Here is a 23676-nt window from a genome sequence, read left to right on the forward strand (position 1 = left end):
ATGGCGTGTCTTGCTCGCCTCGCAGGGCCAGTGACGCCCGCTCGACTTTCACCATCAGGCTCACCACCAGGGATAGAAAAGTGATTCGACTCAAGGATGTGGCGGCACACGCTGGAGTTTCGGTAACCACGGTGTCGCATGTCGTGAATGCCACCCGCCCGGTGGCCAGTGCGACCGAGGCGCGGGTACGCGAATCGATCGCCGCGCTCGGCTATCGGCCCGACAGCGTCGCCCGCGCGCTGAAATCCAACCGCAGCCGCACCCTGGGGATGATCGTCACCAGTGCGCACAACCCCTTCTTCGCCGAGGTGATCCGCGGTGTCGAGGACCGCTGCTACCAGGCGGGCTACAGCCTGATCCTGTGCAACAGCGACGATATCGACGCCAAGCAGCTCAGCTATCTCGAGACGCTGCGGGACCGACGCATCGATGGCCTGGTGGTGATGACCGCCGAGAACGGCGCGGGCTTTCTCGAGGCGCTCAGCGCCCTGCCACTGCCGACGGTGATGATGGACGCCGAGCCCCAGCCGGGCTGGGACATGACGGTGGTCAATGACGATTCACGCCTGGGGGGCAGGCTTGCCATCGAGCACCTGCTGGCGCAGGGGATCGAGCGCATCGCCCTGCTGACCGGGCCTCGTGATCATGCCCGTTCCCGCGAGCGCCTGAGCGGAGCACTGGACGCCCTGCACGCCGCCGGCCTGGGGCTCGCCGAGGACTGGCAGATCGCGACCCAGTTGATGCTGGCCGACGGTCATCGCGCGGCCCACCTGCTGCTGGCCAATCCGGCCGACAGACCCGATGCCATCTTCGCCTTCAATGACCTGCTGGCGCTGGGCTGTCTGCGCGCCGCCCAGGACCTGGGTCTTGAGGTACCGAAGCAACTCTCGATCATCGGCTACGACGATATCGAGATCAGTGCCTACCTCTCACCCGCCCTGACCACCATCCGTCAGCCGATCTATGCGCTGGGCACCACGGCCGTCGATCAGCTGATCGCACGTCTGGAAGGCTCTCCCTTCCCGGGCCAGACCCAACTGGCCCCGAGGCTGGTGGAACGCGACAGTGTCGCGCGGCCAGGCCAGTGCCTCCAGGCAACGTTTAAGCACAGCCAGGCTTGAGCGCAGCCACGTTTGAGCACAGCCAGGCTTGAGGGCAACCAGGATTTAACGCCTCCATGGTAGATCACAGGATCTATACCGGATGGGCATCAAACATATCAAACAACAACATTTCTCTTATAGGTGAACACTACCTACTCTGCCCCTCGTGAATCACCGCTGCCACGCTTGGCAGCACGAACATGAGGACACCCAGGTGACAGGCACTTCTTCAAGCACTTCCCCTTCAAGCAGTTCCCCATCGGACACTGCGCGATCAGATACTGTCCAGGCAGGCACTGACACGCCGACATCGACACCAGAGGCCGACAGCACGCCCGCCATTGGCCGCGGGTTGTTGTTGCTGATGGCGATCGCGGTCGCCGCGACCGCCGCCAATCTGTACTACAACCAGCCGCTTCTGGCGGAGATGGCCGGCTCACTGGGCGTGAGCCAGGGCATGATCGGCCTGATTCCCTCCGCGACCCAATTCGGCTATGCCGCCGCCATCCTGCTGATCTCGCCGCTGGGCGACACCATGGACAGACGCCAGCTGATCCGCAATCTGTCCATCACCCTGGCACTGGCCTCACTGGGCATCTTCCTGGCCCCCAGCTTCTGGCCGCTGTTGCTGGCAAGCTTCGTGGCCGGACTGGGTGCCAACATCACCCAGCAGCTGATTCCGCTGACCGCCTCGCTGTCCACCCCCGAGGCGCGCGGCAAGAACATCGCCACCCTGATGACAGGACTGACCATCGGCATACTGCTGTCACGCACCCTGAGCGGCAGCATCGGCGGATACTGGGGCTGGCGCAGCGTCTTCCTGGTCGCGGCCATCCTCACCGTCATCATCGGTGTGCTGCTGCATCGTCATCTGCCCAGCCGCGCGCCTGCCGTGCAGATGGCCTACCCCAGACTGATCGCCTCGATGGGCACGCTGTTCAAGCAACATGCCCTGCTGCGGGAATCCGCGCTGACCGGCGCGCTGTGGTTCGCGGCCTTCAATGCCATGTGGGCGACGCTGGCCATTCACGTCACCGATGCGCCGTTTGACTACAGCGTCCAGCAGGCGGGGCTGTTCGGCATCATCGGGCTGGCGGGCATCTTCGGTGCCAAGGCGGCGGGCCGACTGGTCAATCGTGTCGGCGCGGGGCGTCTGATCAGCTTCGCCCTGGTAATGGTGCTGGCGTCCTTCGCGGTGCTCGCCATGGGGGGTGACAGCCTGGCCGGACTGATCGTCGGCATCATCCTGCTGGACCTGGGCGTCTTCGCGGCCCAGATTCCCAACCAGGTGCGCGTGTTCTCGATCGACCCCAAGGCCCAGAGCCGCATGAACGCCGTCTACATGCTGTGCTATTACCTCGGCGCGGCAGCCGGTTCCGCTATCGGCGTCAAGATGATGAGCGTGTATGGCTGGCAGGGCATGTCACTGTTCGGGCTGGCACTGGCAGCGGTGGCATTGATTCATCATGGTGTGAAGTAGCGTCGATCGGCCTCTTTAATACAGCGAGACGAGAGCGCAAGCGAAGCGCTGGGTGGGCAAGCGAGGCGCGAAAGAGTGAAAGCGCGAAAGTGATGAAAGCGAAGCGATGAACGGCTGAGAGCCTGAGATGGCGCCTGGTCAGCACGTCGAGTCATGGGCAATAACCCCCCGTGCCACGGCAGCTGGCCAGGCGCCTGAAATGGTGGCGCAATTCAGGTAAACTCTGCGCGCCATTTCGGTGCGTCGCCGAGGTGGTACGCGATTCACGACCCGTTATCGGGGCAAGAACCCGTCAAACCCTCGAGATCCACATGAAGCTCATCGTCAAACTTATCCTCGGCATCATTGCCGGCCTGCTGATCGGCCTGATGGCCCCGGATGCCCTCGTACGTGCCGCGCTGACCGCCAAGGTCATCATCGGCCAGCTGATCAACTTCACCATCCCGTTGATCATCCTGTTCTACGTCATGAGCGGCATCGCGTCGCTGCCGAAGAATTCCGGCGCCATGCTGGGTCGCACCGTCGGCATGGCCTACGGGTCGACGATTCTGGCCGGCATCTTCGCCTTTCTGGTGGCCAGCAACCTGCTGCCCGGCATGCTGTCCGGCATGGCGCCGGTCGCTGAAGGCCGCGATGCCCTGACTCCCTTTCTCGATCTCGAAATCCCCGCGGCACTGCCGGTGATGACGGCCCTGGTGCTGGCCTTCGTGTTCGGCGTGGTCATCAGCCGCCGCGAACTGCCGACCCTGAAAAGCGCCGTCTTCGAATCGCGTGAAGTGGTCGAGGTGTTCCTCAATCGCGTCATCATCCCGCTGCTGCCCCTGTTCATCGCCGGCACCTTTGCCGAGATGGCCTACGAGGGCAAGGCGCTGTCGACACTGGATACCTTCTGGAAGGTGCTGGTGCTGGCGATCGTGATGCACTGGATCTGGCTGAGCACGGCCTACCTGATCACCGGCCTGATCCAGCGTCGTTCTCCGCTGGGCCTCCTGCGCAACATGCTGCCGGCCTACCTGACGGCGCTGGGCACCATGTCGTCGGCGGCGACCATTCCGGTCAGCCTGCGTCAGACCAAGGCCAATGGCGTCAGCGATGAAGTGGCCAACTTCAGCGTGCCGCTGTGCGCCACCATCCACCTGTCCGGTTCCACCATCACCATCGTCACCTGCGCCACCGCCGTGATGATGATGAGCCACAACCTGGCACTCGCAAGCCTCGGCGAAGTGATTCCTTTTCTGATCATGCTGGGCCTGACCATGATCGCCGCGCCCGGAGCACCGGGTGGCGCGGTGATGGCGGCGCTTGGGGTTCTGGGCAGCATGCTCGGCTTTGGCGAGGCGGAACTTGGCCTGATGATCGCGCTGTATCTGGCCCAGGACAGCTTCGGCACCGCCACCAACGTCACCGGCGATGGCGTGATCGCGCTGTGGGTCGATCACTTCGCGCGCCGCGATGGTGTGGTAGCTACGCCTGCGTCAGATGCCGCGACCGGCGAAGCACCGGTGGCACGCTCGCAGTCGTGAGCTGCCCTATGTACTGAGCCGTGAGCTGCCGCATGTGCTCAGTCATGAGCTGAAGTGGTCTGAGCCACCTGCGCTGACAGTCGTCAAAAGCCCCGCCTCCGTTCGGAGACGGGGCTTTTTTCATGCCCGCGGTCATTCATACGGTCAACCATACGGTCATCCATACGCTCATCTCCACGGTCTTCCTCACGGTCATCCTCTCAACCACCCCGCAGGATGGCGTGCCGGCGGCGAGGTGAGACATGACGCCGCGCCGTGCCTGACACCCACAGACCAAACGGCTACCATTGGCGCCCACGCGCGAGCGCTGTCATCGCTGCCGTACACCATCACCCTGTTACCGTTGCCGGAGTGCCAGATGTCCCTGCTTCCCCCTGCACTGTTCTGTCCTTCGATATCACTACCGATATCTCGCCCGCGCCTGGCACGCATGTTCGCCACCCTGTCGCTCACTACTGCCAGCCTGACCCTTGCCCAGCACGCCAGCGCGCTGGAGATCGGCATGCCCGCCGATGGCGGTGTCAGCGTCAGTCCCGCCGTGATGCTCGAAGCCGAGGGCACCCTTGATGAGCAACTGAGCAGCCCGCTGTTGCTCAAGCAGTTCTCAAGCCCTGAGGCCGTGGAGCAAGGGCTGAGCGATGGTAGCCTCGACGCCGCCTACCTGACGCCGCAGATGCTCAAGGCGCTGGCCGAAGGCGGCATGTCACTGCGAGTGCTGGACGGCGCGGATCTCGACGATGTCAGCCTGGTCGCGCGTGACGAGCTGATCCGCTACACCGAATTGTTCGAGCCGCAGGAGCTGCTGATCCGCTTCCTCAACGACACCACGCGTGCGGTGCGAGTGGTGATGAGCGATGACGATGCACGCTCGCATCTGGCCTTGAAGCAGTGGGTCGAGGTCAAGGTCGGCTCCAGCATGCAGCTGGTCAGCCCGCGCTCGCTGGAAGAGCTGGAAGGCGATGAGTATGTCGGTGATGCACCCCAGGCGCTGATCAACAGCCGCAAGATGCACGCTGCCTTCCTCAACGGCGATGACGCGACGCGTCTGGTGGCGCTGCATCCGCTGTCCAAGGACTGGCTGCCGCGCGCCGACATGCTCGACCTGCCGCGCATGCTGCTGGTCAGCCGCGCCGATATCGAGGATGCGAGCCTTGAGGCCGAGCTCGAGTCGCTGGCCGTGGAACACGCCCGCATGCAGCAGAACCTGCACGGCGAGGAGCCGATGAAGCTCGCCTTCACGCTCAAGCAGGCCTGGCCGGCGGATGCCGGTGAGGCGCCGAGTCTGCCCAGGGTGGTGCATGCGCTGAACGGACGCTCGATCCCGACCGCCGACATGCGCACCGCCCTCGAGGACTGGCTGGGCGAGCAACAGTCAGCGGTCAGCTGGCCTGAGCTCTAGCAGTAGACCCAGGTGTAGACCCGGCCGTAGGCCCAGCACTAGATCCAGCGGTCATGCCCGCCACAGGGCGAATGACAGACACAAAAAAACCCGCCGATTGGCGGGTTTTTTCGATCAACGGCAACGATCAGGCGTCGAGGGCTTCAGCGATCTGGGACTGAGCCTTCGGGCCGATGCCCTTGACTTCAGAGATCACGCCATCAGCGTGAGCCTTGCGAACCTTGGCGACGTCGTCGTAGCCAGCGTCAGTCAGGGCACGGATAGCGGCAGCGTTGAGGCCGAGGTCTTCCAGAGAGGCCGCATCGGCTTCTTCGGTCGCTTCCTCGACGGCTGCGCCCATCGGCATCATGCGAGACTGGGCGATAGCCTGTTCGCGTGCCAGACGTGCCTTGTACTGCACCAGCTTCTGGTTGAACTCGTGTTCGACCTGCTTGCGGTGCTTGTCAGAGGCTGCGGCTTTCTCGCTCAGGCGTTCGTTGCGAGCGCGCAGGTCTTCGACTTCCTTCTTTGCCTTGTCACGGGCATTACGGAGCTTGTCGGCTTCTTTGCTGGCTTCACGCAGCTGACGCTCCAGCTCCTTGATGCGGGCGTTCTGGTCCTGCTTGGTGTCCTGCTCCTGAAACAGGGATGCAAGCTGGTCGTCAAGATTAGCGTCGGTCATACTGCTATGTTGCCTCGAATAATTGATAAAGAGCTAAAGTCTGGGCGCACATTCTACCGCAGTTCTTCAGTTTGTGCTGCATTTGAGCGCAACCCGAGCGGGATGAATGTGAATCGGGGGTCCTGCATGGGGCAATATTACCCCAACTGTGTGACATCGCCAGTCACGGATGAGCCAGTCACGGAGAAACTGAACGCGGGATGAGACGGCCTGAACGCACACGACAACCACACTCTCTGCGCCATGGCGCAGGTCACGGAAGCAGGTCACGGAAAAGACAGCCCGCTTTCATGGGCTGTCTTTTTACTCGGCGACCAAGCGCTTGCGCAGGCCTGTCAGCACAGACCTCTGTGCCTGCACCGGACTCAGGCCTGCACCGGACTCAGCGCCTGCACCGGACTCAGTGCTTGCGCCAGTCCTCGAGCTTGTCGCTCAACTGCTGACGACGCGTGTCGGGGGATGCCAGCGTCTCGGACTGATGACCTTCCCCGAAGCGATTCTCGAGATAGTCCATCAGGTTGATCAGCTCATCATCGGTCAGGCTGTCATCGAAGGCCGGCATGAAGACACTGTGGCCATTGTTCTCACGCTGCACGCCATTGAGGATCGCCTGGGCCAGATTGTCCGGATAGACACTGCCGGTCACGCTGTTGTGGAACAGCGACGGGTAGTAGCCATCCTGGGTGCCGGCGCCATCCGCGCCGTGACACATGGCGCAGTGGCCCAGATACAGACGCACGCCAGGAGTTGCATCGGTCAGCTGACCGATCAGGTCTTCATCATCGGGGCGCTTGTCCAGCGGCTGACCGCGCAGCAACAGCACGTCATCGGCCGGTGCGCCCTGATTGAAGCGCGTGGCGACCTGCGGCTCGCTTTCGGCCTCGCGATCGCCATCATTGACCGCCTCGCCCTGCTCGCCCTTGCCATCCACCGCCGGAATCGACTTCAGATAGACCGCGATGGCGCGCAGATCATCTTCACTCATGTGACGCATGGAGTGTTCGACCACATCCGCCATCGGGCCGCCAGCCTGCGCCTTGCCCTTGAGGTTGCCGGTCGCCAGATAGGTCTGGATATCCTGCTCGCTCCAGCTGCCCAGACCATCCTGCATGTCCGGCGTGAGGTTGAAGGCGCGCCAGCCTTCGATCATCGCCCCGCCGAGATAGCCTTCTTCATCACCGGTCAGTGCCGTTTCCTGGAAGGCGAAGCCACGCTCGGTGTGACAGCTGCCACAGTGGCCCGGCCCCTGGACGAGATAGGCGCCACGGTTCCAGTCGGCACTCTTGTCGTCGTGGTCCTGCCACGGCTCCAGCGGCGAGAAGATCTCTTCCCACAGTGCCATCGGCCAGCGCATGTTGAGCGGGAAGGGAATCTCGCTTTCGCGGTTGGGCGTGCTGCTCGGCGTCACCTCATGCATGTTCCAGGCGTAGAGCGCCTTGATGTCCTCATCCGTCAGACGGGCATAGGACGGGAACGGCATCGCCGGATAGAGGTTGTGGCCATCGGCGGCCTCGCCCTCGCGCAGCACCCGGGTGTACTCCTCGAGGGTGTAGTTGCCGATGCCGTGCTCGGTGTCCGGGGTGATGTTGGTGGCGTAGATCTCGCCCACCGGGGTCTCGAAGCCGAGGCCACCGGCATATTCATCGCCGTCCTCGGTGCTGTGACAGGCCGCGCAATCGCTGGCGCGCGCCATGTACAGGCCCTTCTCGATCAGCGCGGGGTCATTGGTGGCAGCCTTGTCGGCTTCCACCTGGCTGGCGTGCTCGTCCTCGCCGCTACCACAGGCGCTGAGCAACAAGGCGCTGGTGCCCGCAATGGCGGCCAGGCGGACGGCACGGGTCAGGCGTGCGGGGCGAAGGATCGGGCGGGCACCGCGACCTTTCTCATCAATGGCATCACGGGTGCCAGCAGTACGGACGTGCGGGACCATGCTTATATTTCCTGTTCGAGCAGATCGGCAATACGCAGAGACAACGCCGCGATGGTCAGGGTGCAATTGACCGACCCGACGGTGGGCATGCTGCCGGAGCTGGCGACAAACAGGTTGTCATGGCCATGCACTCGGCAATCGCGATCCACCACGGAGTCTTTGGGGTTGTCTCCCATCAGGGTCGTACCGCAGATATGCTGGTTGTTGGAGAACTCATCACGGAACGCGATGTCGGTGCCTCCCATCAGCTGAGCGATACGCGCATATTGTTCACGGGTATGCGCGGCGCTGCGCTTGACGTAATCATCGATAGCATAACGGAATTCCGGGCGCGGCAGGCCGAGAGCGTCACGTTTTTTTGACGGCGTGATGCGATTGGCGGCCTCTGGTAACAGCTCGTGGAAGCTGTCGAACTGCACATAGCGGCTGGCGCGGTTATCGATCTGCGCCTGCAGATCCGCGCCGAGCCTGAGCGGTGTTTCCGACAGCACCTCCGTGGTCATCTGCTGCGTGCGGGCAATGTTGGACAGGTGCAGCTTCTTGGACGCGAAGTCCTTGCGGAAGTCGCCGTCGCGCCAGGTGATGATCGAAGTCATCTCCTGAGGGCCACGCCCGGCCCACAGCGGCTCATCGGCCAGAAAGCTCACCCCGGTGCCGGGATGGTCCATAAGATGCCGACCGACCATGTCGTTCTGGTTACCCACCCCATCGGGGGTATGAGCGTTGACCGACATCTGCATCAGCTTGGGCGTCTCGATGCCATTGGCCGCCAGCACCACCCGCGCCGCGCTCAGGCGATGCTGCTTGCCGTCGGGGTCCAGATAGCGCACCTCGCGAATCTTGCCGCTGGCGTCGCTTTCCAGATGATGCACGATGGCATTGTCGATCAACCTGGCACCGGCACGTTCGGCCTTCTCGACATGGATGATGCCGGAATACATCGCACCGATCGGGCAGATAGGCATGCAGTTGTTGTTGCCGCAGCAGGTCGGGCGCTCGTCATACGGGCGGCTGTTGCGCGCCACCGGCTCGGTGACCATGTCAAAGCCGTGGGGATTGATGCGCTCGCTGACCCGCCGCTCGTTCCACGACAGCGGCAGAGGTGCCATCGGATACTCGGCGCTGCGCGGGCTGCCGAGATCGACATCATTCGGCCCCCAGACACCCAGCGCGACCTCGGCCCGGAAGTAATAGTCTTCCAGGTCGTCATAGCCGATCGGCCAGTCGCGCCCGACGCCATACTCGCTCTTGAGCACGAAATCGCTGGGCAGGAAACGCCAGGAAGACGCCGCCCAGTGCCAGGTAGTGCCGCCGACGGCGCGAATGTATTGGGCGTCGTAGGCCTGCTCGCCCTTCTGCACCAGATAGTCGGCGTTCTCGCCGTAGAGCATCGGATGGGGGGCCGCCTTGCTGGCAGGATAGGGCCCCATGAAGTCCATCTTGTTGGCCTGGTTGCGGAAGCGCTCGACGATCTGCCAGCGCTGCATGCGCGGGCCGGCTTCCAGCATGATGACCGACTTGCCGGCCTCGGCCAGGCGATGTGCGATCAGGGCACCGGCAACGCCGGAACCGACCACGATCACATCGGCATCATACGCACGGGATTCCTCGGCCATGCAGGATTCTCCTCGGGAAATTGGGAACAGCAACAGGGGCGGTCAGGACGCCCCTGGAAGGTCTGGCATGCAGGCGATGTCAGGAGCTGAGATCTAAGCACGGACTCAAGGCCCGACCATCCGCCACGCGCAAGCCTTGGGAGTAAGCGTGCCCACTCAGGCCTTGGGTGCCTCTGCCCAGAACCCCGGGCGATTGGGGCAATAGGTACGCACCACCTGCACATCGCGCGGCCCGGCATACATGCCAGCGCGCTCGAAGGCGATGACCTCGGCGGCAGGGTCACTGATCGACTTGCCGACCGTGCCCAGCATCCAGGCCTGCAGCAGACGGCGCACCAGCGCCATCTCGCCGTCACTCAGGTCTTCCTTTTTCACGTACTCTCGCGACTCGCCCAGGGCCAGCAAGCGGGTCTTGAGGGCCGGCAAGCTGCCGACACCGGGCACTCCCTCGGCCGGAATTCTCGCCAGCGCCTCGAAGTAGCGCTGGCCCAGCCGCTCATCCAGGGTCTTGTCGCTCAGCAGCCAGCGCGACAGGACCATGAACGTCGCGAAGGCACTGTCATCCTGCCTCTGTTGCTCGTCAGCGACTGTCTCGGCCAGGGCCTGAAGGGACAGGCCGCCGAACACGGCAATGCCTGCCCCACCAAGCCCCAGCTTCAACAGCTGGCGACGTGAAGGATCAGTAGCGCTCTGAGATGTCGACATGCGGCCCCTCCCGGACAATGAATGGTTCACCCGACGCCAGCGCACCGCGCGCTAGGCGGTAATGCCACCTGTGTGCTGCACTCGAACAGCACACCAGCAGATCTTGAGCGGTTTTGAACAGCTCTTGCGCAGCCCTTGCACAGGGTTTGATGAGCCGCATGGTAACAAGCGCCATCACGTTATAGACAAACGTATAATGAACAAGGAGTTCCTGTTTAAGCAACTCCAGAGGCATGCCTTGCGCAACCCAGCGCGCTCACGGGCAAACGCTTGCTGCTGGCCTACTGACAAGGGTCGGTCGAAACCGCAAGTGTTACCAGCGGATGCCCACGGATGCCGATGCCTGACGGAAGAGTCACCCGTGCCTGTCTCCCGCTCACCGGCAGTTCCCTGACTGTGCTCGGCGCAGTAGGATGTGGGGCAAAGGCAGCAGCTGTGGCCAGACTGGCTCGCTCACGAGCCGACGCCCGCGCCGCCTATCACTCGACTTCAGGGAAGACTCGCCATGCTTCGTCACTTGCGTACTCCGCTCGCTCTGCTCATGTGTACCGCCGTTCTTGCCGGGTGTGAAAGCGCCTCGCGCATGGCCGACAGCATTTCGCTGCCGGACTTCGGCTCTTCGCAGTCCGAACAGGGCGAGCAGCGCGTCCAGCGCACCGTCGCCTTCCCGGAGGCGGAGTACGCCAAGCTGGACAAGACCGGCACCTCGGTGATCAAGGGCCGCATGTCCTATGAATGGCAGGGCCAGACGATCTACGCCAACCGGGCGGGCATCTCGATCGCACCGGTCACCACCTACTCCGCAGAAGCCGCCGAACTGGCGCTGGCAGGCAAGACGGCGTCTCGCGCCGACCCGCGTGCCCAGGCCTATACCCACATCGTGCGCACTGACAGCAATGGCTACTTCAATGCCACTGGCCTGCCGTCCGGCACCTTCTATGTCGCCGGTGTCATCCAGTTGCCGGACGGCACACGCAGCCCGCTGATTCTCAGTCAGGTGCAGGTCGGCCGTGGCCAGACCCGCAGCATCGAGCTGAGCCGCTGATAGCCCGCGTGTTCCTCTTGCTCTGCTTGCTGCCCTTGCATCGCCCGATGATGGCCATCGCACCATGACGACACTCTCGCTGCGCGCCTATACCCCGCAGGCCACGAGTCATGACCACGACCACCACCAGCTGGTGCTGCCGATCCGCGGCCATCTCGATATCCAGGTCGGCAGCCATCACGGCACCGTGGTCACCGGCGAGTGCGTCATCATTCGCCCCGGGGAATCGCACCTGTTTCATGCCAAGGACGCCGCGCGTTTCATCGTTGCTGACCTAGACTACCTGCCCGACAACCTTGCGGCGTCGCAACGCGTGGTGTTCTCGATCAGCACCCTGCTGATGAACTACCTGCTGTTTCTCGAAGCACAGCTGCAAGGTGAGGTCGACAAGCACATCGATCAGCTCTCCATCGCGCTGTTTCTCGGTCTGCTGGAGAAGCAGACCTGTGATCAGCGCGTCGATCGTCGTCTGCTCAGAGTGCTCGACATCATGAACGCGCAGCTGGCCCAGCCCCACGACGTGGCATCACTGGCCCGACTCGCCCACCTGAGCCCGACCCAGTTCCACAAGGTGTTCCGCGACAATCTGGGCGTCAGCGTCAAGCAGTACCTGACCGCCAGACGCATGGAGCGCGCGCGGGCGCAGTTGATCCATACCGATCTCAGCGTCCAGCAGGTCGCCGAGGCCGTCGGCTATCAGAACCTTTCCGCCTTCTCGCGGCGCTTTTCCTGCTACTTCGGCCAGTCGCCACGCGAGATGACGCGTCAGTATTCGAGCCTCACTCCCCCGAATGACTGAATCACTGAATGACGACTGACTGACTCGATCATCTGAACAACCGATTGAGTACCCGAACCCGACAGTCAATCACCGCACTCTGGCGGTATATGACGTTTTGCTTCTCCTGGCAGATCAGAGCGTAGTTTCAGCACAATATATTCTCGCGATGAGGCGTAATCTCGTGCACACCGAGACACACTTCATTGCGAGCCATCCACCATGCAGCACTCCTTCTCCCGGACGCCCTTCCGCCCAGCGCTGGAACGCCAGATCGGCAATCTTTCCGTCCTCACGGCCGCCCTGCTATGGGGCACGACCGGCACCGCCGCCCACTTCAATCAGGATGTCAGCCCGTTGGCCACCGGCGCCTTCGCCATGGGCTTTGGCGGCATTCTGCAGGCCGTGCTGTCGCGACGAATCCTCCATGAGGAACTGGCCGCCCTGCTGGTCCACAAGCATCTCGTGCTGTGGGCGGCGCTGTTCATCATCGTCTACCCGCTGGCCTTCTATTCGGCCATGGAATACACCGGCGTGGCGATGGGCACCGTGATCACCATCGCCACGGCGCCGTTGGCGGCAGCGGTGCTGGAATATGTGCTGGATCGCAAGCGCGTCAGTGCGCGCTGGTACGCGGCGCTGATGCTGGGCATGACAGGTGTGGGGTTGATGGCCATGGGCGAGACACGCCTGGCAGACACGGCGGCAAACGCCACTGCCAGCGGCGTTGCCAGCGAGAGCCGCAAGCTCATCGGTATCGGGCTGGGCGTGCTGGCCGGCGCGAGCTACGCCACCTATTCGCTGCTTGCCAGACGCATGATGCTGCTGGGCGTGCATCGCCGTGCAGCCATGGGGGCGATGTTCGGCTGTGCCGGCGTCCTGCTGTTGATCGGCCTGGCCATCAGCTGCCTGTTCCTCGATCCGCGCCTGTTCGCCACGCCGGTGAATTCGGCGGTCGCCATCTACATGGCGCTGATCCCGATGCTGCTGGCCAGCCTCATCTTCGGACGCGGGCTTGCCAGCGTGCCCATCAGCCGGGTGACGGTACTGACCATGTTCGAGCCACTGGTGGCGGGCCTGTTGGCCGTCATCGTGGTCGGCGAGCAGTTCACGCTGATGGGCGCCATCGGCATGGTGCTGATCATGACCTGCCTGATGCTGCAATTGCGTCCACAGGCAACGCAGGCGCCGATGGCCAGCCCGCAGGCAGACCTCGCGGCCTGGACGACACCTGACACGGCCTGCGACGCGCTAGCTGATACACACGGCGACACTGCCCACTGGGGTGAGCGTGATCCGTGGAGCGATACCGAGCATGGCCGCGATGCCAAGCAAGGACCGGAGCAAGGGCCGGAGCAAGGAACGGAGCCATGGCAGCGTCACGACGCCTGACGGCGATGAGGGATTTGTTGGCAAGCTGGAGTGCGCGCCCTGAGCGGCAGCCAGCTGGCGCGACAACTCAACTCCCCGAAAGTGGTTTCAGCACACTTTCGCCAGCGCTTATGCTGCGACTGAAAACGGCCAAGGGATTGGCAAGACACGCAAGGACATCACCATGACAACCACCCGCCCCGATATCGCTGCCTCTTCAAGATCGACCGACATGGGAAGCCTGGCCGTCCTGTTTGCCGCGCTGCTATGGGGCACCACCGGCACGGCGGCCCACTTCAATCAGGCTGTCAGCCCGCTGGCGACCGGCGCCTTCGCCATGGGCGTCGGCGGCTTGCTTCAGGCCGTGATCGCGCGGCCCAATATCATGGGCTGCCTGGGCCTTTTGATGGCGCAGAAGCGCTGGGTGTTGCTCGGCGCCGCGTGCGTCGTCATCTACCCGCTGGCCTTCTACTCCTCGATGCATCTGGCCGGCGTCGCCATCGGCACGGTGATCACCATCGCCACGGCGCCACTGGCCGCGGCGATTCTGGAGCGCCTGTTCGGCGACCACCGACTCACGCTGAGCTGGTATATCAGCCTCGCGCTGGGCATTACCGGTGTGGTGATGATGGCGATGGGCGAAACGGCCACTCATGTCGGAGACATTGCCACCGTCAGCGCCCTCAGCGCCGGCGGTGACCCGATGGCGACAGGGAGCGTGCTTTACGCTGACTGGCAACGTCTGGGTGGTATCGTGCTGGGCATCATCGCCGGCACGACCTACGCTGCCTATTCGCTGATCGCCCGGCGCATGATGGACCACGGCACCCACGCCCGCGCTGCCATGGGCAGCCTGTTCGGCGTCGCCGGTATCGCGCTGATCGCGGGCCTGGGCCTCAGCATGCTGGTGGCAGACCCGCGCCTGTTCGCCACCCCCGGCAACACATCGGTCGCGCTCTATATGGCGCTGGTGCCGATGTTCCTCGGCTATATCGCCTTCGGCTACGGCCTGAAGACCGTCGCCGCCAGCAAGGCCACCCTGCTCACACTGTTCGAACCGCTGGTCGCCGCGCTGCTCGCCGTCACCATCGTCGGGGAATATATCGCTCCGCTCGGCTGGCTCGGCATGGCGCTGATCGCGGTCTGCCTGCTGATTCAGGTGAAGCCAGCAACCGCCTGATCAACGCGAGCGGCACGACGAGATGGCTCCGGATACAAAAAGCACAAAGCCCCAGCCTGAGTTTCAGGCTGGGGCTTTGCATTGCCGGGCATGTACTCACGGGCTCACGCCATCTCAATCACTCGCCGTGAAGAGCGCGCGACGTCAGTGCGAGGCAAGCTCGCCGGCATCAACTTGCGGTGTTATCCGGCGTACGCCCTTGGCATCCTGGGCGTAGGCACGATGGCGCACATCCCAAAGCTCCACGGCATGCTGGATGTTGAGCCAGAACTCCGGCGTATTGCCTAACGCAGCCGCCAGCTTGATGGCCATCGGGGCCGTCAAGGTCCCCTTGTCATGCACGATACGGCTCAGGGTATTCCTGTGTACTCCCATCGCCTCGGCCAGGGTGCGGATGTCGATGTTCATCGGCTCCAGAAACTCTGCCGTCAACATCTCTCCTACCGTCAGTGGGCGCCGCTGGGTGTTTCTCATCACTGCTACCTCCTCTAGCCCTTGTAAGCATGCGGGTCTAGATATGTTTGATGGGCAATCCCTGCCTCCCATCGAAAGATGAGTCGATACTGCTTGTTGACACGAATCGAGCAATAACCTGCAAGATTGCCCTGTAGATGCTCGAATCGATTGCCCGGTGGAATCCTCAGATCAGACTCCTGACTTGCGGCATCGAGAATCTGCAACTTGCGATAGAGCGAACTGGAGAGCGCCGCAGGTACCTTGCGGTGGCCAACATCATGCTCGTAGAAGCTCTCGAGCCACACATCCCTGAATTCCACCGCCATGGCAGCACCTTTTTCCCCTCATTCTATGCACAACCATGTTGTGCATCAAGTGACTCTACCCTGAAGTGGCTCTCCCCAGACGCTTCTTCCCCCATGAAAAACGCCCAACGAGTCCAGGACTCGTTGGGCGTTTCATATTCCTCTGCCCTTCACATTAGACACTCAGCCACTCATGCCGCCGTCTTGTTGGCGAGCTCGACCTTGGCAAGTTTGATCAGTCCACCGTAGACGACGAAGGCGACCACGACACCCACGACGGGCGGCATGAAGGGTGAGCTCCAGGCGCACAGGCAGGCGATGGCGTAGGCGGCGAGGCCCGGCCAGTGGTAATCGACCTTGGGCACCTCGGCGAGGCGCGGATACTGCCCTTTGTGACCGAGCCAGAAGTTGGCCATGATCACGCCGCCGATCGGCGGGATGAAGGTGCCGAGCAGAATCAGGAACGGAATCAGCCATTCATACATGCCGAGTACCGCCAACACGGTGCCGATGGCCGCGCCGCCCAGGGTGACACGCTGACGATGCGGGGTGCGCAGCAGATTGCAGCCGGCGATCGCGAAGTTGTAGATGGTGTTGTCCTGGGTAGTCCAGATATTGAGGAACAGCATCAGGACGGCGAGGCTGACCAGTCCCTGGGCGATCATCACGTCGACGATATCGGCCTGCTGGTAGATCATCGCGCCGAGCGCACCGGTGAGCACCATCAGGCCATTGCCGACGAAGAAGGCCGCCAGGGTGGCAATGACGGCGATCTTCGGCGAACGCGCGAAGCGGCTCCAGTTGGTCGCCTGGGTGCCGCCACTGATGAAGGTGCCGATCACTGCTGTGATGGCGGCCGTCCAGCTCATGGAATCCGTCGGCGTCAGTGCCGCAAGGCCTGCGACACCGCCGACATCGATCATGCCGGTGTAGAGACTGAACAGGATGAACAGCAACATGGCCGGCACAGCGATGCGCGAGAGCATGTCCAGCCCGCGATAACCGATCATCGCCGTCAGACAGAAGGCGAAACCGAAGATGACCATCAGCGGTGTGGTCAGCCACTCCGGCAAGCCGAGCGTCTTGACCAGCACGATGGCAATGGTCGCGGTGCCCCAGGCGTACCAGCCGATCTGGGTGAACCCGAGCACGAAGTCAGACAGGCGGCTGCCCTTCTCGCCGAAGCACAGCCGGCCCATCAGCACCGAATTCAGGCCGCTCTTGCAGGCGATATAGGCCAGGGCGGCAGCGTAACCGCCGAGCAGCAGATTGCCGATCACGATGATCCACAGCAGTTCATTGAGCGCGAACGCGGCACCCAATGACCCGCCCGCCCACATGGTGGCGGTAAAGAAAGTGAAGCCGAGCAGCACCATCGAGGTGGAGAGCAGTCCCCGTCGTGCCGAGGCAGGCACTTCGCTCAAGGGATAATCATTGCCGGATTCGCCTGCCATCGATGCCTGATCTGAGGCAGGGTCTGAAGCGCGGCCTGATGCGTTAGGTGAGGAGTGTTCTGCCATGAGTGCCTTCCTGGAGCTCGGTCGTGAGTCGTCGAGTCTTGTGGTGGTGTCAGCCTGCCTGAACGCCGGCCACCGCCCCCTGCGGGCAAGGTAGCGGGCAGGGCAGCGGTCAGAGCGGCGGTCGCTACCCTACCACCACGCAAGATTCACGCCACCCATCCTCAAGCCGTGCAAGACGCCAGCTCGCCGCCTGTGCCATGAAGCTGTCACAGGCGTCAGGATCCGGCCTGGCTACAGGCGCGGTTGGACACAAGACCGCCTCCAGAAAAGATTTTGCGACAAGTCCGGCGCAGTACCTACAAACCCCTCAATTACGCCGACGTTGGCATCATCTTGAGCGCCAGACAGTAGAACGCCACGCGGCGCACTCTTTGAGTGCAGCGCGTGGCGTGACTTTCGCCCTCCTTCACTGACATCAAAACCTGACGCCGAGTACAGGATGCAAATTTTGCAGCCTTTCCTTGTTTAGCGGTTCATGCTGAAGCCCTTCAGCTGCTCGCCAGCACCCCTTCGCTGGCATTGACCTCTTCGCTGTCCATCAGGCGCAACCTGACCGGCACCGATTTCGAGGCGGGCGTGTTGCTGCGCGCATCGCGGTGATCCAGCGGAATCAGATCATTGGTTTCCGGGTAGTACGCTGCCAGACAGCCGGTCGGGATGTCGTATTCCTTGAGCTTGAAGCCCGCCATGCTGCGCTCGACGCCGTCTTCGCTGACCGTTTCCAGCGTCACGCGCTGACCCTCGCTCAGCCCCAGCGTCTCGAGGTCCTGCGGGCTGATCATCACCACCATGCGCGTGCCATAGACGTCGCGATAGCGGTCGTCATTTGAATAGACAGTGGTATTGAACTGGTCGTGACTGCGCATGGTGATGAGCAGGAAGGTGCTATCCATGTTCAGGGTCTCATGGGTGACCTTGTTCAGCCCCTCCTCATCCGTGCCCAGCCCCTCGGGGAACAGGAAGTTGGCACGCCCCGAGTCGGTATGCCAGATGCGCTCGCGCGGGGCGATGCGAATATGGAAGCCGCCCTGAGCCAGGCGCGCGTTGTAGTCAGGGAAGATCTGCGGGAAGACCTCTTCGATGCGATCACGAATCCGCGCGTAATCCGCCTGCAGCCAATCCCAGTCCAGGGTGGGATGCGGCGGCAACGTCGCCTTGGCCAGCTGACAGGTGATGGCGATCTCGGAGTGCAGACTTGGGTCCGCCGGCGCCATCACGCCGCGCGACGGCGTCACATTGCACATGCCGTCCTCAGCGCTGGAGACCTGCTCCGCGCCCTTGCCATCGGCGCCCGCCTGCAGGTCACGCTCGCTATGACCGATCGTGGGCAGCACCCAGCCATGCTTGCCGGGGTGCAGGTGACTGCGATTGAGCTTGGTGGCGATATGCACCGTCATGTCCATCTCGTGTACCTTCTCGACCACGCGCTTCTGATCGGGAATCGCGCGGAAGAAGTTGCCGCCCATGCCGATGAAGGCGCGTACCTCACCGCGCAGAATCGCCTCGCAGCATTCGGCGACATCATGGCCGTTCTCGCGCGGGCACTTGATGTCGAAGACCCGATCGAAGGCATCCAGCATCGCGTCATTGGGCAGATTCTCGATGCCGACGGTGCGGTCGCCCTGCACATTGGAATGGCCGCGTATCGGGCAGGCCCCCGCGCCGGGCTTGCCGATATTGCCGCGCAGCAGCAACAGATTGATGATCTGCTGGATGGTGTCGCCGCCGCGCGCATGCTGGGTGATGCCCATGCCCCAGCAGCAGATCACGCGCTCGGCCTCCAGATAGGTCTGCCCCGCCTGTTCCAGCGATTCACGTGACAGGCCGGACATGGCGACCAGGTCCTGCCACTCGAGCTTGCGGCAATGCTCGGCGAAGGCATCAAAACCGTGGGTGTGCTGGGCGATGAAGTCATGATCCAGATAGCCCACCGCATGCGGATTGCGCTCGCGCAGCGCATCGTCGGCCTCGATCACGTACTTGCACATCGCCTGCACGGCGGCGAGGTCCCCGCCGATGCGCAGCTGATGATACTGACTGCTGATCTCGACACCCTTGCCGCTCAACATGTCCTTGGGTGACTGCGGGTCGGCAAAGCTGACCAGTGCCCGCTCGCGCAGCGGGTTGAAGCTGACTACCTCGGCCCCGCGGCCACGCGCCTCGTGGAGATCCCCCATCATGCGCGGGCTGTTGGTGCCGCTGTTCTGGCCGAAGATGAAGATGGCATCGGCCTGCTTGAAGTCCTCGAGATTGACCGTCGCCTTGCCGATGCCGATGGACTCCGGCAGCGCCCGCGAGGTGGTCTCGTGGCACATGTTCGAGCAGTCCGGGAAGTTGTTGGTGCCGTACATGCGCCCGAACAGGGAAAACAGGAACGCCGCTTCGTTGGAGGTGCGCCCCGAGGTATAGAACTCGACCTGGTTCGGGTCCTCATAGCGCTTGAGGCGCTGGCCGATCTCGGCGTAGGCCGCTTCCCAGCTGGTGATCTCGTAGCGGTCCGTCTGGGCGTTGTAGCGCAGGGGTCGCGTCAAGCGCCCTTCCTTCTCCAGATGGTGATCCGACCACTCGCGCAGCTCGCTGAGCGTGTTGTCGGCGAACAGCTCATCACTGACACGTTCACGTGTCGCCTCCCACGCCAGCGCCTTGGCACCGTTTTCGCAGAAGTTGGCACCCTTGGGCTTGTCGCCATTCGGCCATGCGCAACTCGGGCAATAGAAGCCATCGGGCTTGTTCATCTTCATCAGGCTGCGATGGCCCTCAATGGGCAGATGCTCCTGCCAGATGAACTTCTCGACCGCCTTGATCGACGGCCAGCCACCGCCCGGTGGACGGTCCAGCTGACTGCCGGACAGCGACGCCGATAACGCCGGTGCGTGAGACCCCTTGGGGCTGAAGGAATCGACTGGCGTGGTCTGGTCTTGGGACATGTCGGGGCTCCTGACGGTGGCGGCCGGCAGCTGGCATCGATCAGACACCGTTGCGGGCACGCCACCGAGCAAAGAATTCAAGGGTCACCCTTGTTTCCTTGCCTCGCGCCAAGGCTTTTTCAAGGCCGATCGGCGTTGCGCACTTGAACTTCCGCCGATCCGCCACCAGAGTTGTACACACCTGACACAAGCAAGCCCGCACTTGAGCAAGAGCGCACACAAGCAGACCCGCCACTCAACACGCCAGACATGATGAGGAGCTGGAACATGACCGTATTTGAAGCCCTGCGCGAGACCCACGACGAACAGCGCCGCCTGCTGGACATGCTGTTGCAGACCGAAGGTGACAGCGAGCCGCGCGGTGACCTGTTCAAGCGCCTCAAGGAATCGCTCACCAATCACGCCGGTGCTGAGGAGCGTGCGCTCTACATGCCGATGATGGAGCACGACATGACGCAGGAGAAGGCGCGTCACAGTGTCGCCGAGCACCATGAGATCGATGAGCTGGTCGAAAAGCTCGAGGCGACCGACTACAGCTCGCCGGGCTGGCTGGCCACCGCCAAGCAGCTCGAGCACCTGGTGACCCACCACCTGGATGAGGAAGAGCAGGAAGTCTTCCAGCTGGCAGGCCGCGTCTTCGATGACGCCACCAAGAAGCGCCTCGCCGAGGAATATCACCAGGACATGAAGGCGCGCGAAGCGGCCTGAGCCAGAATCCAGCATCGGGCCTAGTCGAAAGCGCTTGGCGCTGTGACAGGCTAGACGCTATCGATAAGCGCCGATGACGCACACCAAAACGGGCTGACCACATCATGTGGCCAGCCCGTTTTGTCATGCGTTCGCCCTGCGGTGAAGGCGCTGCTGTCTCTCACAGCGTGTGTAAGCGCATGAGGCGAAGAGTCATCCATCACGTCATCAGCAACGAGACACTCAGCTTACTTGCGGCGCGGCGGCCGTGCGGCACCCTTCGATGCCGGCTTTCTGCTCGGGCTGCCTGAGCGCTTGCCATTGCCTTTTCCGGCCTTCGTCTTGTCATCAGACTTCTCCGCACGCCCGACGTAACGCGCGATCCAGATGGTGTGCTTGGCCCCCGAGCTACCATGCGCGTAGACCTGACGTGCCTCGGCCTTGAAACCGGCCCGCGACAGGCGCTGCGAGAAGCGCGCATCGGCCGTGGCCGACCACACCGCCAGAATGCCGGCCGGGCGCAACGCCTTGGCACACACCGCCAGCCCCTCTGCACTGTAGAGCCAGTCGTTGTCATCCGCGGTCAGGCCTTCCGGGCCATTGTCCACATCCAGCATGATGGCATCGAAGCCGCCGGGCGCTTCACGCAGCACCTCGGCCACATCGCGATTCTCGACTGTCGTGCGCGGATCCCGAATCGGATAACCCGCCTTGGCCCCCAGCGGGCCGTCATTCCAGGCCACCACTCCCGGCACCAGCTCGGCAACGACCACCTCGGCATCTGCCTTGAAGTGCTTGAGTGCGGCGGCCAGGGTGAAACCCATCCCCAAGCCGCCGATCAATACGCGCTGCGGCGTCGCCGGCGTGCCGCGACTCTTGAGCAGACCGGCCGGAATCTCAGCCAGCGCATCTTCCGAGCCATGCATGCGGGTATTCATCAGCTGCCCGCCCTTGCCGCTCTCGATCTTGATGACGAAGTCCTCGCCATACTCGAACAGACACAACGAATCCGTCGTGCCGGGGATCGGCGCGGTATCGAGCAGCACAAAGCGTTTCATGGCACATCCATAGAAGGAAAAATGATCATCTGTCAGGTGGCTTGGTGGCCATCCTGACTATATTCAACATGACGGACATCTGTACGACATGGGGGAGCGTTATTCTAACAGTCGGAACCCCGTGGCAGGTATTCGCCTACGCGAAGACATGAAGTTTCGTGAAATCACGATAAAAATGAGAGCATGCGCGCATCAAGGCTGGAAGATATTCGCGAATTCTCTAATACTAGCATTTGAACAACGCAACACCGTCGTAAACCAAACACTCTCAGCACGAACACTCTCAGTACGAGCTGTCACCTTGAGACCAATGACCGATGCGCCAAGGAAAGCGCAGGGGTCACGCCGGAAGATGGGCAAGCCCCACCGCCGGCGAGGCAGAGTGACACCTGAAGTAACACTCAAGATTCCGACTCATCGGAACCCGAAAAGAGGATATTTCGATGCCGCATACCCATCCGGAGCGACTCGCGTCGGTCAGTTCCAGCCAGGTCGAGGAACACTTTCGCGATCTCCATCCCATCGTGGCGTTGGTCTCGGCCACTCGGTTGCTGCAATTCCTCGAACGGGAAGGTCTGACATTGCATGCACACCGGGCCCTGTGCGCCAGCATCATTCGCAAGGCACTGCCCAGCCTCGAAACCGGCCCCGGGCATGATCCTGCCAATCTGCCGAGCCTGCACGGAATAGAACAGATTCAGGAAAGCGAGCCGCGTGTTCCGCTTGCACAGACCATGGCAGCGGGCGCCAGTACGCCAGCCACCATGCATGACAAGCATGAGGATATCGCTTCCTGACAACCGTCAGGCTTGCCGATGACGAGACATTCTGACGCCCAGCTCCGTTCACTCGGGGCTGGGCGTTTTTATATCGCTAAACAAGAAAATCATGATCAAGGGGGTTTAATCCGCCACGATCGTCCACAGATCTGTGGGGAGACGTTCAGCGTCTGAACGCGCAGCAGCGCATTCACGATCAACGAACCGGAGGTGACGGCATGACTCAGCAACAGCCCCCACAGCATCAGAACCATCAACCGGGCGATGAACATCGCATGGACCCCAAGCCCGAATATATCCGCGAGAGCTATCGCGGCAGCGGCAAACTGCTGGGCAAGGTGGCAGTCATCACCGGTGGTGACAGCGGTATCGGTCGCGCCGCCGCCGTGCACTTCGCACGCGAAGGTGCCGATTGTCTGATCACGCACCTGGGCAGTGAAGAAGTCGATGCCCAGGAGACCATCCGTCTGATCGAAGCCGAAGGCAGACGCGGGCGCCGCATCGCAGGGGATATCGGCGACCCGGCCTTCTGCCGCAAGGTCGTCGAGGGCGCGATGGAGGAATTCGGACAGCTCAATATTCTGGTCAACAATGCCGCCGAGCAGTACGACTGGGATGACGTGACCGAGATCGATGACGAGCAGATCGAGCGCACCTTCAAGACCAATCTGTTCAGTCACTTCTACATGATCAAGGCCGCCGTGCCGCACCTCTCCAAAGGCGATTCCATCATCGCCACCTCATCCGTCAACGCCTTCAAGGGCAATGACAGCCTGATCGATTACAGCGCCACCAAGGGCGCCATCCAGGGGCTGGTACGCTCACTGTCCGGCACGCTGATGGACCGCGGCATTCGCGTCAATGCCGTCGCGCCCGGCCCGGTGTGGACTCCCTTGATCCCCGCCAGCTTCGAGGATGAGAAGGTCGCCAACTTCGGCCAGCAGGTACCGATGGAACGCCCCGGCCAGCCAAGCGAAATGGGCCCGGCCTACGTCTATCTGGCCAGCGAAGACTCAAGCTACATGACAGGCCAGACGATTCACCTCAATGGTGGCGTCGTGCTCAACACCTGATCGCAGACCTTCAGCACACACCTGAGCAAGCCGAGTGTGATGCGACATGCTCGACACGAAACAGGCCGCCCATCTTGGGC

Annotated in this window: 19 protein-coding genes and 1 pseudogene; 11 read left to right on the forward strand and 9 right to left on the reverse strand. The window is 62.6% G+C overall.

Translation table 11 applies throughout. From position 1 onward, the window contains the following. Positions 1–98 precede the first annotated feature (98 nt). The 4 genes from QD356_RS05810 to QD356_RS05825 all read left to right on the forward strand — a co-directional run bounded on the left by QD356_RS05810 (position 99) and on the right by QD356_RS05825 (position 5505). The gene (locus QD356_RS05810; protein WP_279877662.1) at positions 99–1121 is read left to right on the forward strand and encodes a LacI family DNA-binding transcriptional regulator; all 1023 of its coding nucleotides are present in this window, start codon (positions 99–101) and stop codon (positions 1119–1121) included. A 346-nt stretch (positions 1122–1467) separates the two neighbouring features. Further along, positions 1468–2583: an MFS transporter gene (locus QD356_RS05815; RefSeq protein ID WP_192838860.1), complete on the forward strand. Its 1116-nt coding sequence runs from the start codon at positions 1468–1470 to the stop codon at positions 2581–2583. A 311-nt stretch (positions 2584–2894) separates the two neighbouring features. Further along, the gene (locus QD356_RS05820; protein WP_192838861.1) at positions 2895–4106 is read left to right on the forward strand and encodes a dicarboxylate/amino acid:cation symporter; all 1212 of its coding nucleotides are present in this window, start codon (positions 2895–2897) and stop codon (positions 4104–4106) included. A 358-nt stretch (positions 4107–4464) separates the two neighbouring features. Then, a complete protein-coding gene (locus QD356_RS05825) occupies positions 4465–5505 on the forward strand; it encodes a hypothetical protein (RefSeq protein WP_192838862.1) in 1041 nt (346 codons plus the stop codon). Between the two features lie 127 nt (positions 5506–5632). On the opposite strand, the gene QD356_RS05830 is transcribed toward QD356_RS05825, so the two are convergent. The 4 genes from QD356_RS05830 to QD356_RS05845 all read right to left on the reverse strand — a co-directional run bounded on the left by QD356_RS05830 (position 5633) and on the right by QD356_RS05845 (position 10417). Then, positions 5633–6166, reverse strand: a complete 534-nt coding sequence (locus QD356_RS05830; RefSeq protein WP_054556587.1) for a hypothetical protein — start codon at positions 6164–6166, stop codon at positions 5633–5635. A 400-nt stretch (positions 6167–6566) separates the two neighbouring features. Next, entirely contained in the window at positions 6567–8096 is a 1530-nt protein-coding gene (locus tag QD356_RS05835) for a cytochrome c (RefSeq protein WP_192838863.1), read from the reverse strand. Between the two features lie 2 nt (positions 8097–8098). Beyond that, positions 8099–9712 (reverse strand): GMC family oxidoreductase, encoded by a 1614-nt coding sequence (locus tag QD356_RS05840; RefSeq protein ID WP_192838864.1) that lies wholly within the window; start codon positions 9710–9712, stop codon positions 8099–8101. A gap of 156 nt (positions 9713–9868) precedes the next feature. Beyond that, positions 9869–10417: a sugar dehydrogenase complex small subunit gene (locus QD356_RS05845; protein ID WP_192838865.1), complete on the reverse strand. Its 549-nt coding sequence runs from the start codon at positions 10415–10417 to the stop codon at positions 9869–9871. A 583-nt stretch (positions 10418–11000) separates the two neighbouring features. Here QD356_RS05845 and QD356_RS05850 point away from each other — a divergent pair. The 4 genes from QD356_RS05850 (at position 11001) to QD356_RS05865 (ending at position 14791) form a co-directional block, all read left to right on the forward strand. Further along, positions 11001–11462, forward strand: coding sequence for a carboxypeptidase regulatory-like domain-containing protein (locus tag QD356_RS05850; protein ID WP_176677188.1), 462 nt, complete (start codon positions 11001–11003; stop codon positions 11460–11462). Between the two features lie 64 nt (positions 11463–11526). Beyond that, positions 11527–12261 carry an AraC family transcriptional regulator gene (locus tag QD356_RS05855; RefSeq protein ID WP_192838866.1) on the forward strand — a complete coding sequence of 245 codons (735 nt, stop codon included), beginning with the start codon at positions 11527–11529 and terminating at the stop codon, positions 12259–12261. 201 nt (positions 12262–12462) lie between these two features. Next, positions 12463–13632, forward strand: a complete 1170-nt coding sequence (locus QD356_RS05860) for a DMT family transporter (RefSeq protein WP_192838867.1) — start codon at positions 12463–12465, stop codon at positions 13630–13632. Positions 13633–13795: 163 nt separating this feature from the next. Beyond that, positions 13796–14791, forward strand: coding sequence for an EamA family transporter (locus tag QD356_RS05865; protein WP_192838868.1), 996 nt, complete (start codon positions 13796–13798; stop codon positions 14789–14791). A 144-nt stretch (positions 14792–14935) separates the two neighbouring features. Here the strand turns inward: QD356_RS05865 and QD356_RS05870 are convergent, their stop codons facing one another. The 4 genes from QD356_RS05870 to QD356_RS05885 form a co-directional block, all read right to left on the reverse strand. Continuing rightward, positions 14936–15265 carry a HigA family addiction module antitoxin gene (locus tag QD356_RS05870; protein ID WP_153635856.1) on the reverse strand — a complete coding sequence of 110 codons (330 nt, stop codon included), beginning with the start codon at positions 15263–15265 and terminating at the stop codon, positions 14936–14938. A 14-nt stretch (positions 15266–15279) separates the two neighbouring features. Then, on the reverse strand, positions 15280–15573 hold the full coding sequence (locus QD356_RS05875; RefSeq protein WP_192838869.1) for a type II toxin-antitoxin system RelE/ParE family toxin: 294 nt from the start codon (positions 15571–15573) through the stop codon (positions 15280–15282). Between the two features lie 170 nt (positions 15574–15743). Then, a complete protein-coding gene (gene codB / locus QD356_RS05880; protein WP_192838870.1) occupies positions 15744–17006 on the reverse strand; it encodes a cytosine permease in 1263 nt (420 codons plus the stop codon). Between the two features lie 554 nt (positions 17007–17560). Continuing rightward, positions 17561–19999 carry an FdhF/YdeP family oxidoreductase gene (locus tag QD356_RS05885; protein WP_192838871.1) on the reverse strand — a complete coding sequence of 813 codons (2439 nt, stop codon included), beginning with the start codon at positions 19997–19999 and terminating at the stop codon, positions 17561–17563. A 267-nt stretch (positions 20000–20266) separates the two neighbouring features. Between QD356_RS05885 and QD356_RS05890 the strand changes: the two genes are divergently transcribed. Then, a complete protein-coding gene (locus tag QD356_RS05890) occupies positions 20267–20707 on the forward strand; it encodes a hemerythrin domain-containing protein (RefSeq protein WP_192838872.1) in 441 nt (146 codons plus the stop codon). 356 nt (positions 20708–21063) lie between these two features. On the opposite strand, the pseudogene QD356_RS05895 reads toward QD356_RS05890, so the two are convergent. Beyond that, a pseudogene (locus tag QD356_RS05895) lies at positions 21064–21744 on the reverse strand (hypothetical protein); the annotation flags it as partial. Between the two features lie 443 nt (positions 21745–22187). Between QD356_RS05895 and QD356_RS05900 the strand changes: the two are divergent. Both QD356_RS05900 and QD356_RS05905 read left to right on the forward strand, forming a co-directional pair. After that, positions 22188–22541 carry a hypothetical protein gene (locus QD356_RS05900; RefSeq protein WP_192838873.1) on the forward strand — a complete coding sequence of 118 codons (354 nt, stop codon included), beginning with the start codon at positions 22188–22190 and terminating at the stop codon, positions 22539–22541. A gap of 200 nt (positions 22542–22741) precedes the next feature. Further along, positions 22742–23596: an SDR family oxidoreductase gene (locus QD356_RS05905; protein ID WP_054556575.1), complete on the forward strand. Its 855-nt coding sequence runs from the start codon at positions 22742–22744 to the stop codon at positions 23594–23596. The last annotated feature ends 80 nt before the right edge of the window (positions 23597–23676 follow it).

This window comes from Cobetia sp. 2AS, from assembly GCF_029846355.1.
GTDB classification, from domain to species: Bacteria; Pseudomonadota; Gammaproteobacteria; order Pseudomonadales; family Halomonadaceae; genus Cobetia; species Cobetia amphilecti.

Excerpts from the sequence above, each read along its gene's own strand:
- QD356_RS05815 (WP_192838860.1), top strand. The coding sequence starts at position 1,468 with ATGGCGATCGCGGTCGCCGCGACCGCCGCCAATCTGTACTACAACCAG.
- QD356_RS05820 (WP_192838861.1), top strand. The coding sequence starts at position 2,895 with ATGAAGCTCATCGTCAAACTTATCCTCGGCATCATTGCCGGCCTGCTG.
- QD356_RS05825 (WP_192838862.1), top strand. The coding sequence starts at position 4,465 with ATGTCCCTGCTTCCCCCTGCACTGTTCTGTCCTTCGATATCACTACCG.
- QD356_RS05830 (WP_054556587.1), bottom strand. The coding sequence starts at position 6,166 with ATGACCGACGCTAATCTTGACGACCAGCTTGCATCCCTGTTTCAGGAG.
- QD356_RS05835 (WP_192838863.1), bottom strand. The coding sequence starts at position 8,096 with ATGGTCCCGCACGTCCGTACTGCTGGCACCCGTGATGCCATTGATGAG.
- QD356_RS05840 (WP_192838864.1), bottom strand. The coding sequence starts at position 9,712 with ATGGCCGAGGAATCCCGTGCGTATGATGCCGATGTGATCGTGGTCGGT.
- QD356_RS05845 (WP_192838865.1), bottom strand. The coding sequence starts at position 10,417 with ATGTCGACATCTCAGAGCGCTACTGATCCTTCACGTCGCCAGCTGTTG.
- QD356_RS05850 (WP_176677188.1), top strand. The coding sequence starts at position 11,001 with ATGGCCGACAGCATTTCGCTGCCGGACTTCGGCTCTTCGCAGTCCGAA.
- QD356_RS05855 (WP_192838866.1), top strand. The coding sequence starts at position 11,527 with ATGACGACACTCTCGCTGCGCGCCTATACCCCGCAGGCCACGAGTCAT.
- QD356_RS05860 (WP_192838867.1), top strand. The coding sequence starts at position 12,463 with ATGCAGCACTCCTTCTCCCGGACGCCCTTCCGCCCAGCGCTGGAACGC.
- QD356_RS05865 (WP_192838868.1), top strand. The coding sequence starts at position 13,796 with ATGACAACCACCCGCCCCGATATCGCTGCCTCTTCAAGATCGACCGAC.
- QD356_RS05870 (WP_153635856.1), bottom strand. The coding sequence starts at position 15,265 with ATGAGAAACACCCAGCGGCGCCCACTGACGGTAGGAGAGATGTTGACG.
- QD356_RS05875 (WP_192838869.1), bottom strand. The coding sequence starts at position 15,573 with ATGGCGGTGGAATTCAGGGATGTGTGGCTCGAGAGCTTCTACGAGCAT.
- codB (WP_192838870.1), bottom strand. The coding sequence starts at position 17,006 with ATGGCAGGCGAATCCGGCAATGATTATCCCTTGAGCGAAGTGCCTGCC.
- QD356_RS05885 (WP_192838871.1), bottom strand. The coding sequence starts at position 19,999 with ATGTCCCAAGACCAGACCACGCCAGTCGATTCCTTCAGCCCCAAGGGG.
- QD356_RS05890 (WP_192838872.1), top strand. The coding sequence starts at position 20,267 with ATGACCGTATTTGAAGCCCTGCGCGAGACCCACGACGAACAGCGCCGC.
- QD356_RS05900 (WP_192838873.1), top strand. The coding sequence starts at position 22,188 with ATGCCGCATACCCATCCGGAGCGACTCGCGTCGGTCAGTTCCAGCCAG.
- QD356_RS05905 (WP_054556575.1), top strand. The coding sequence starts at position 22,742 with ATGACTCAGCAACAGCCCCCACAGCATCAGAACCATCAACCGGGCGAT.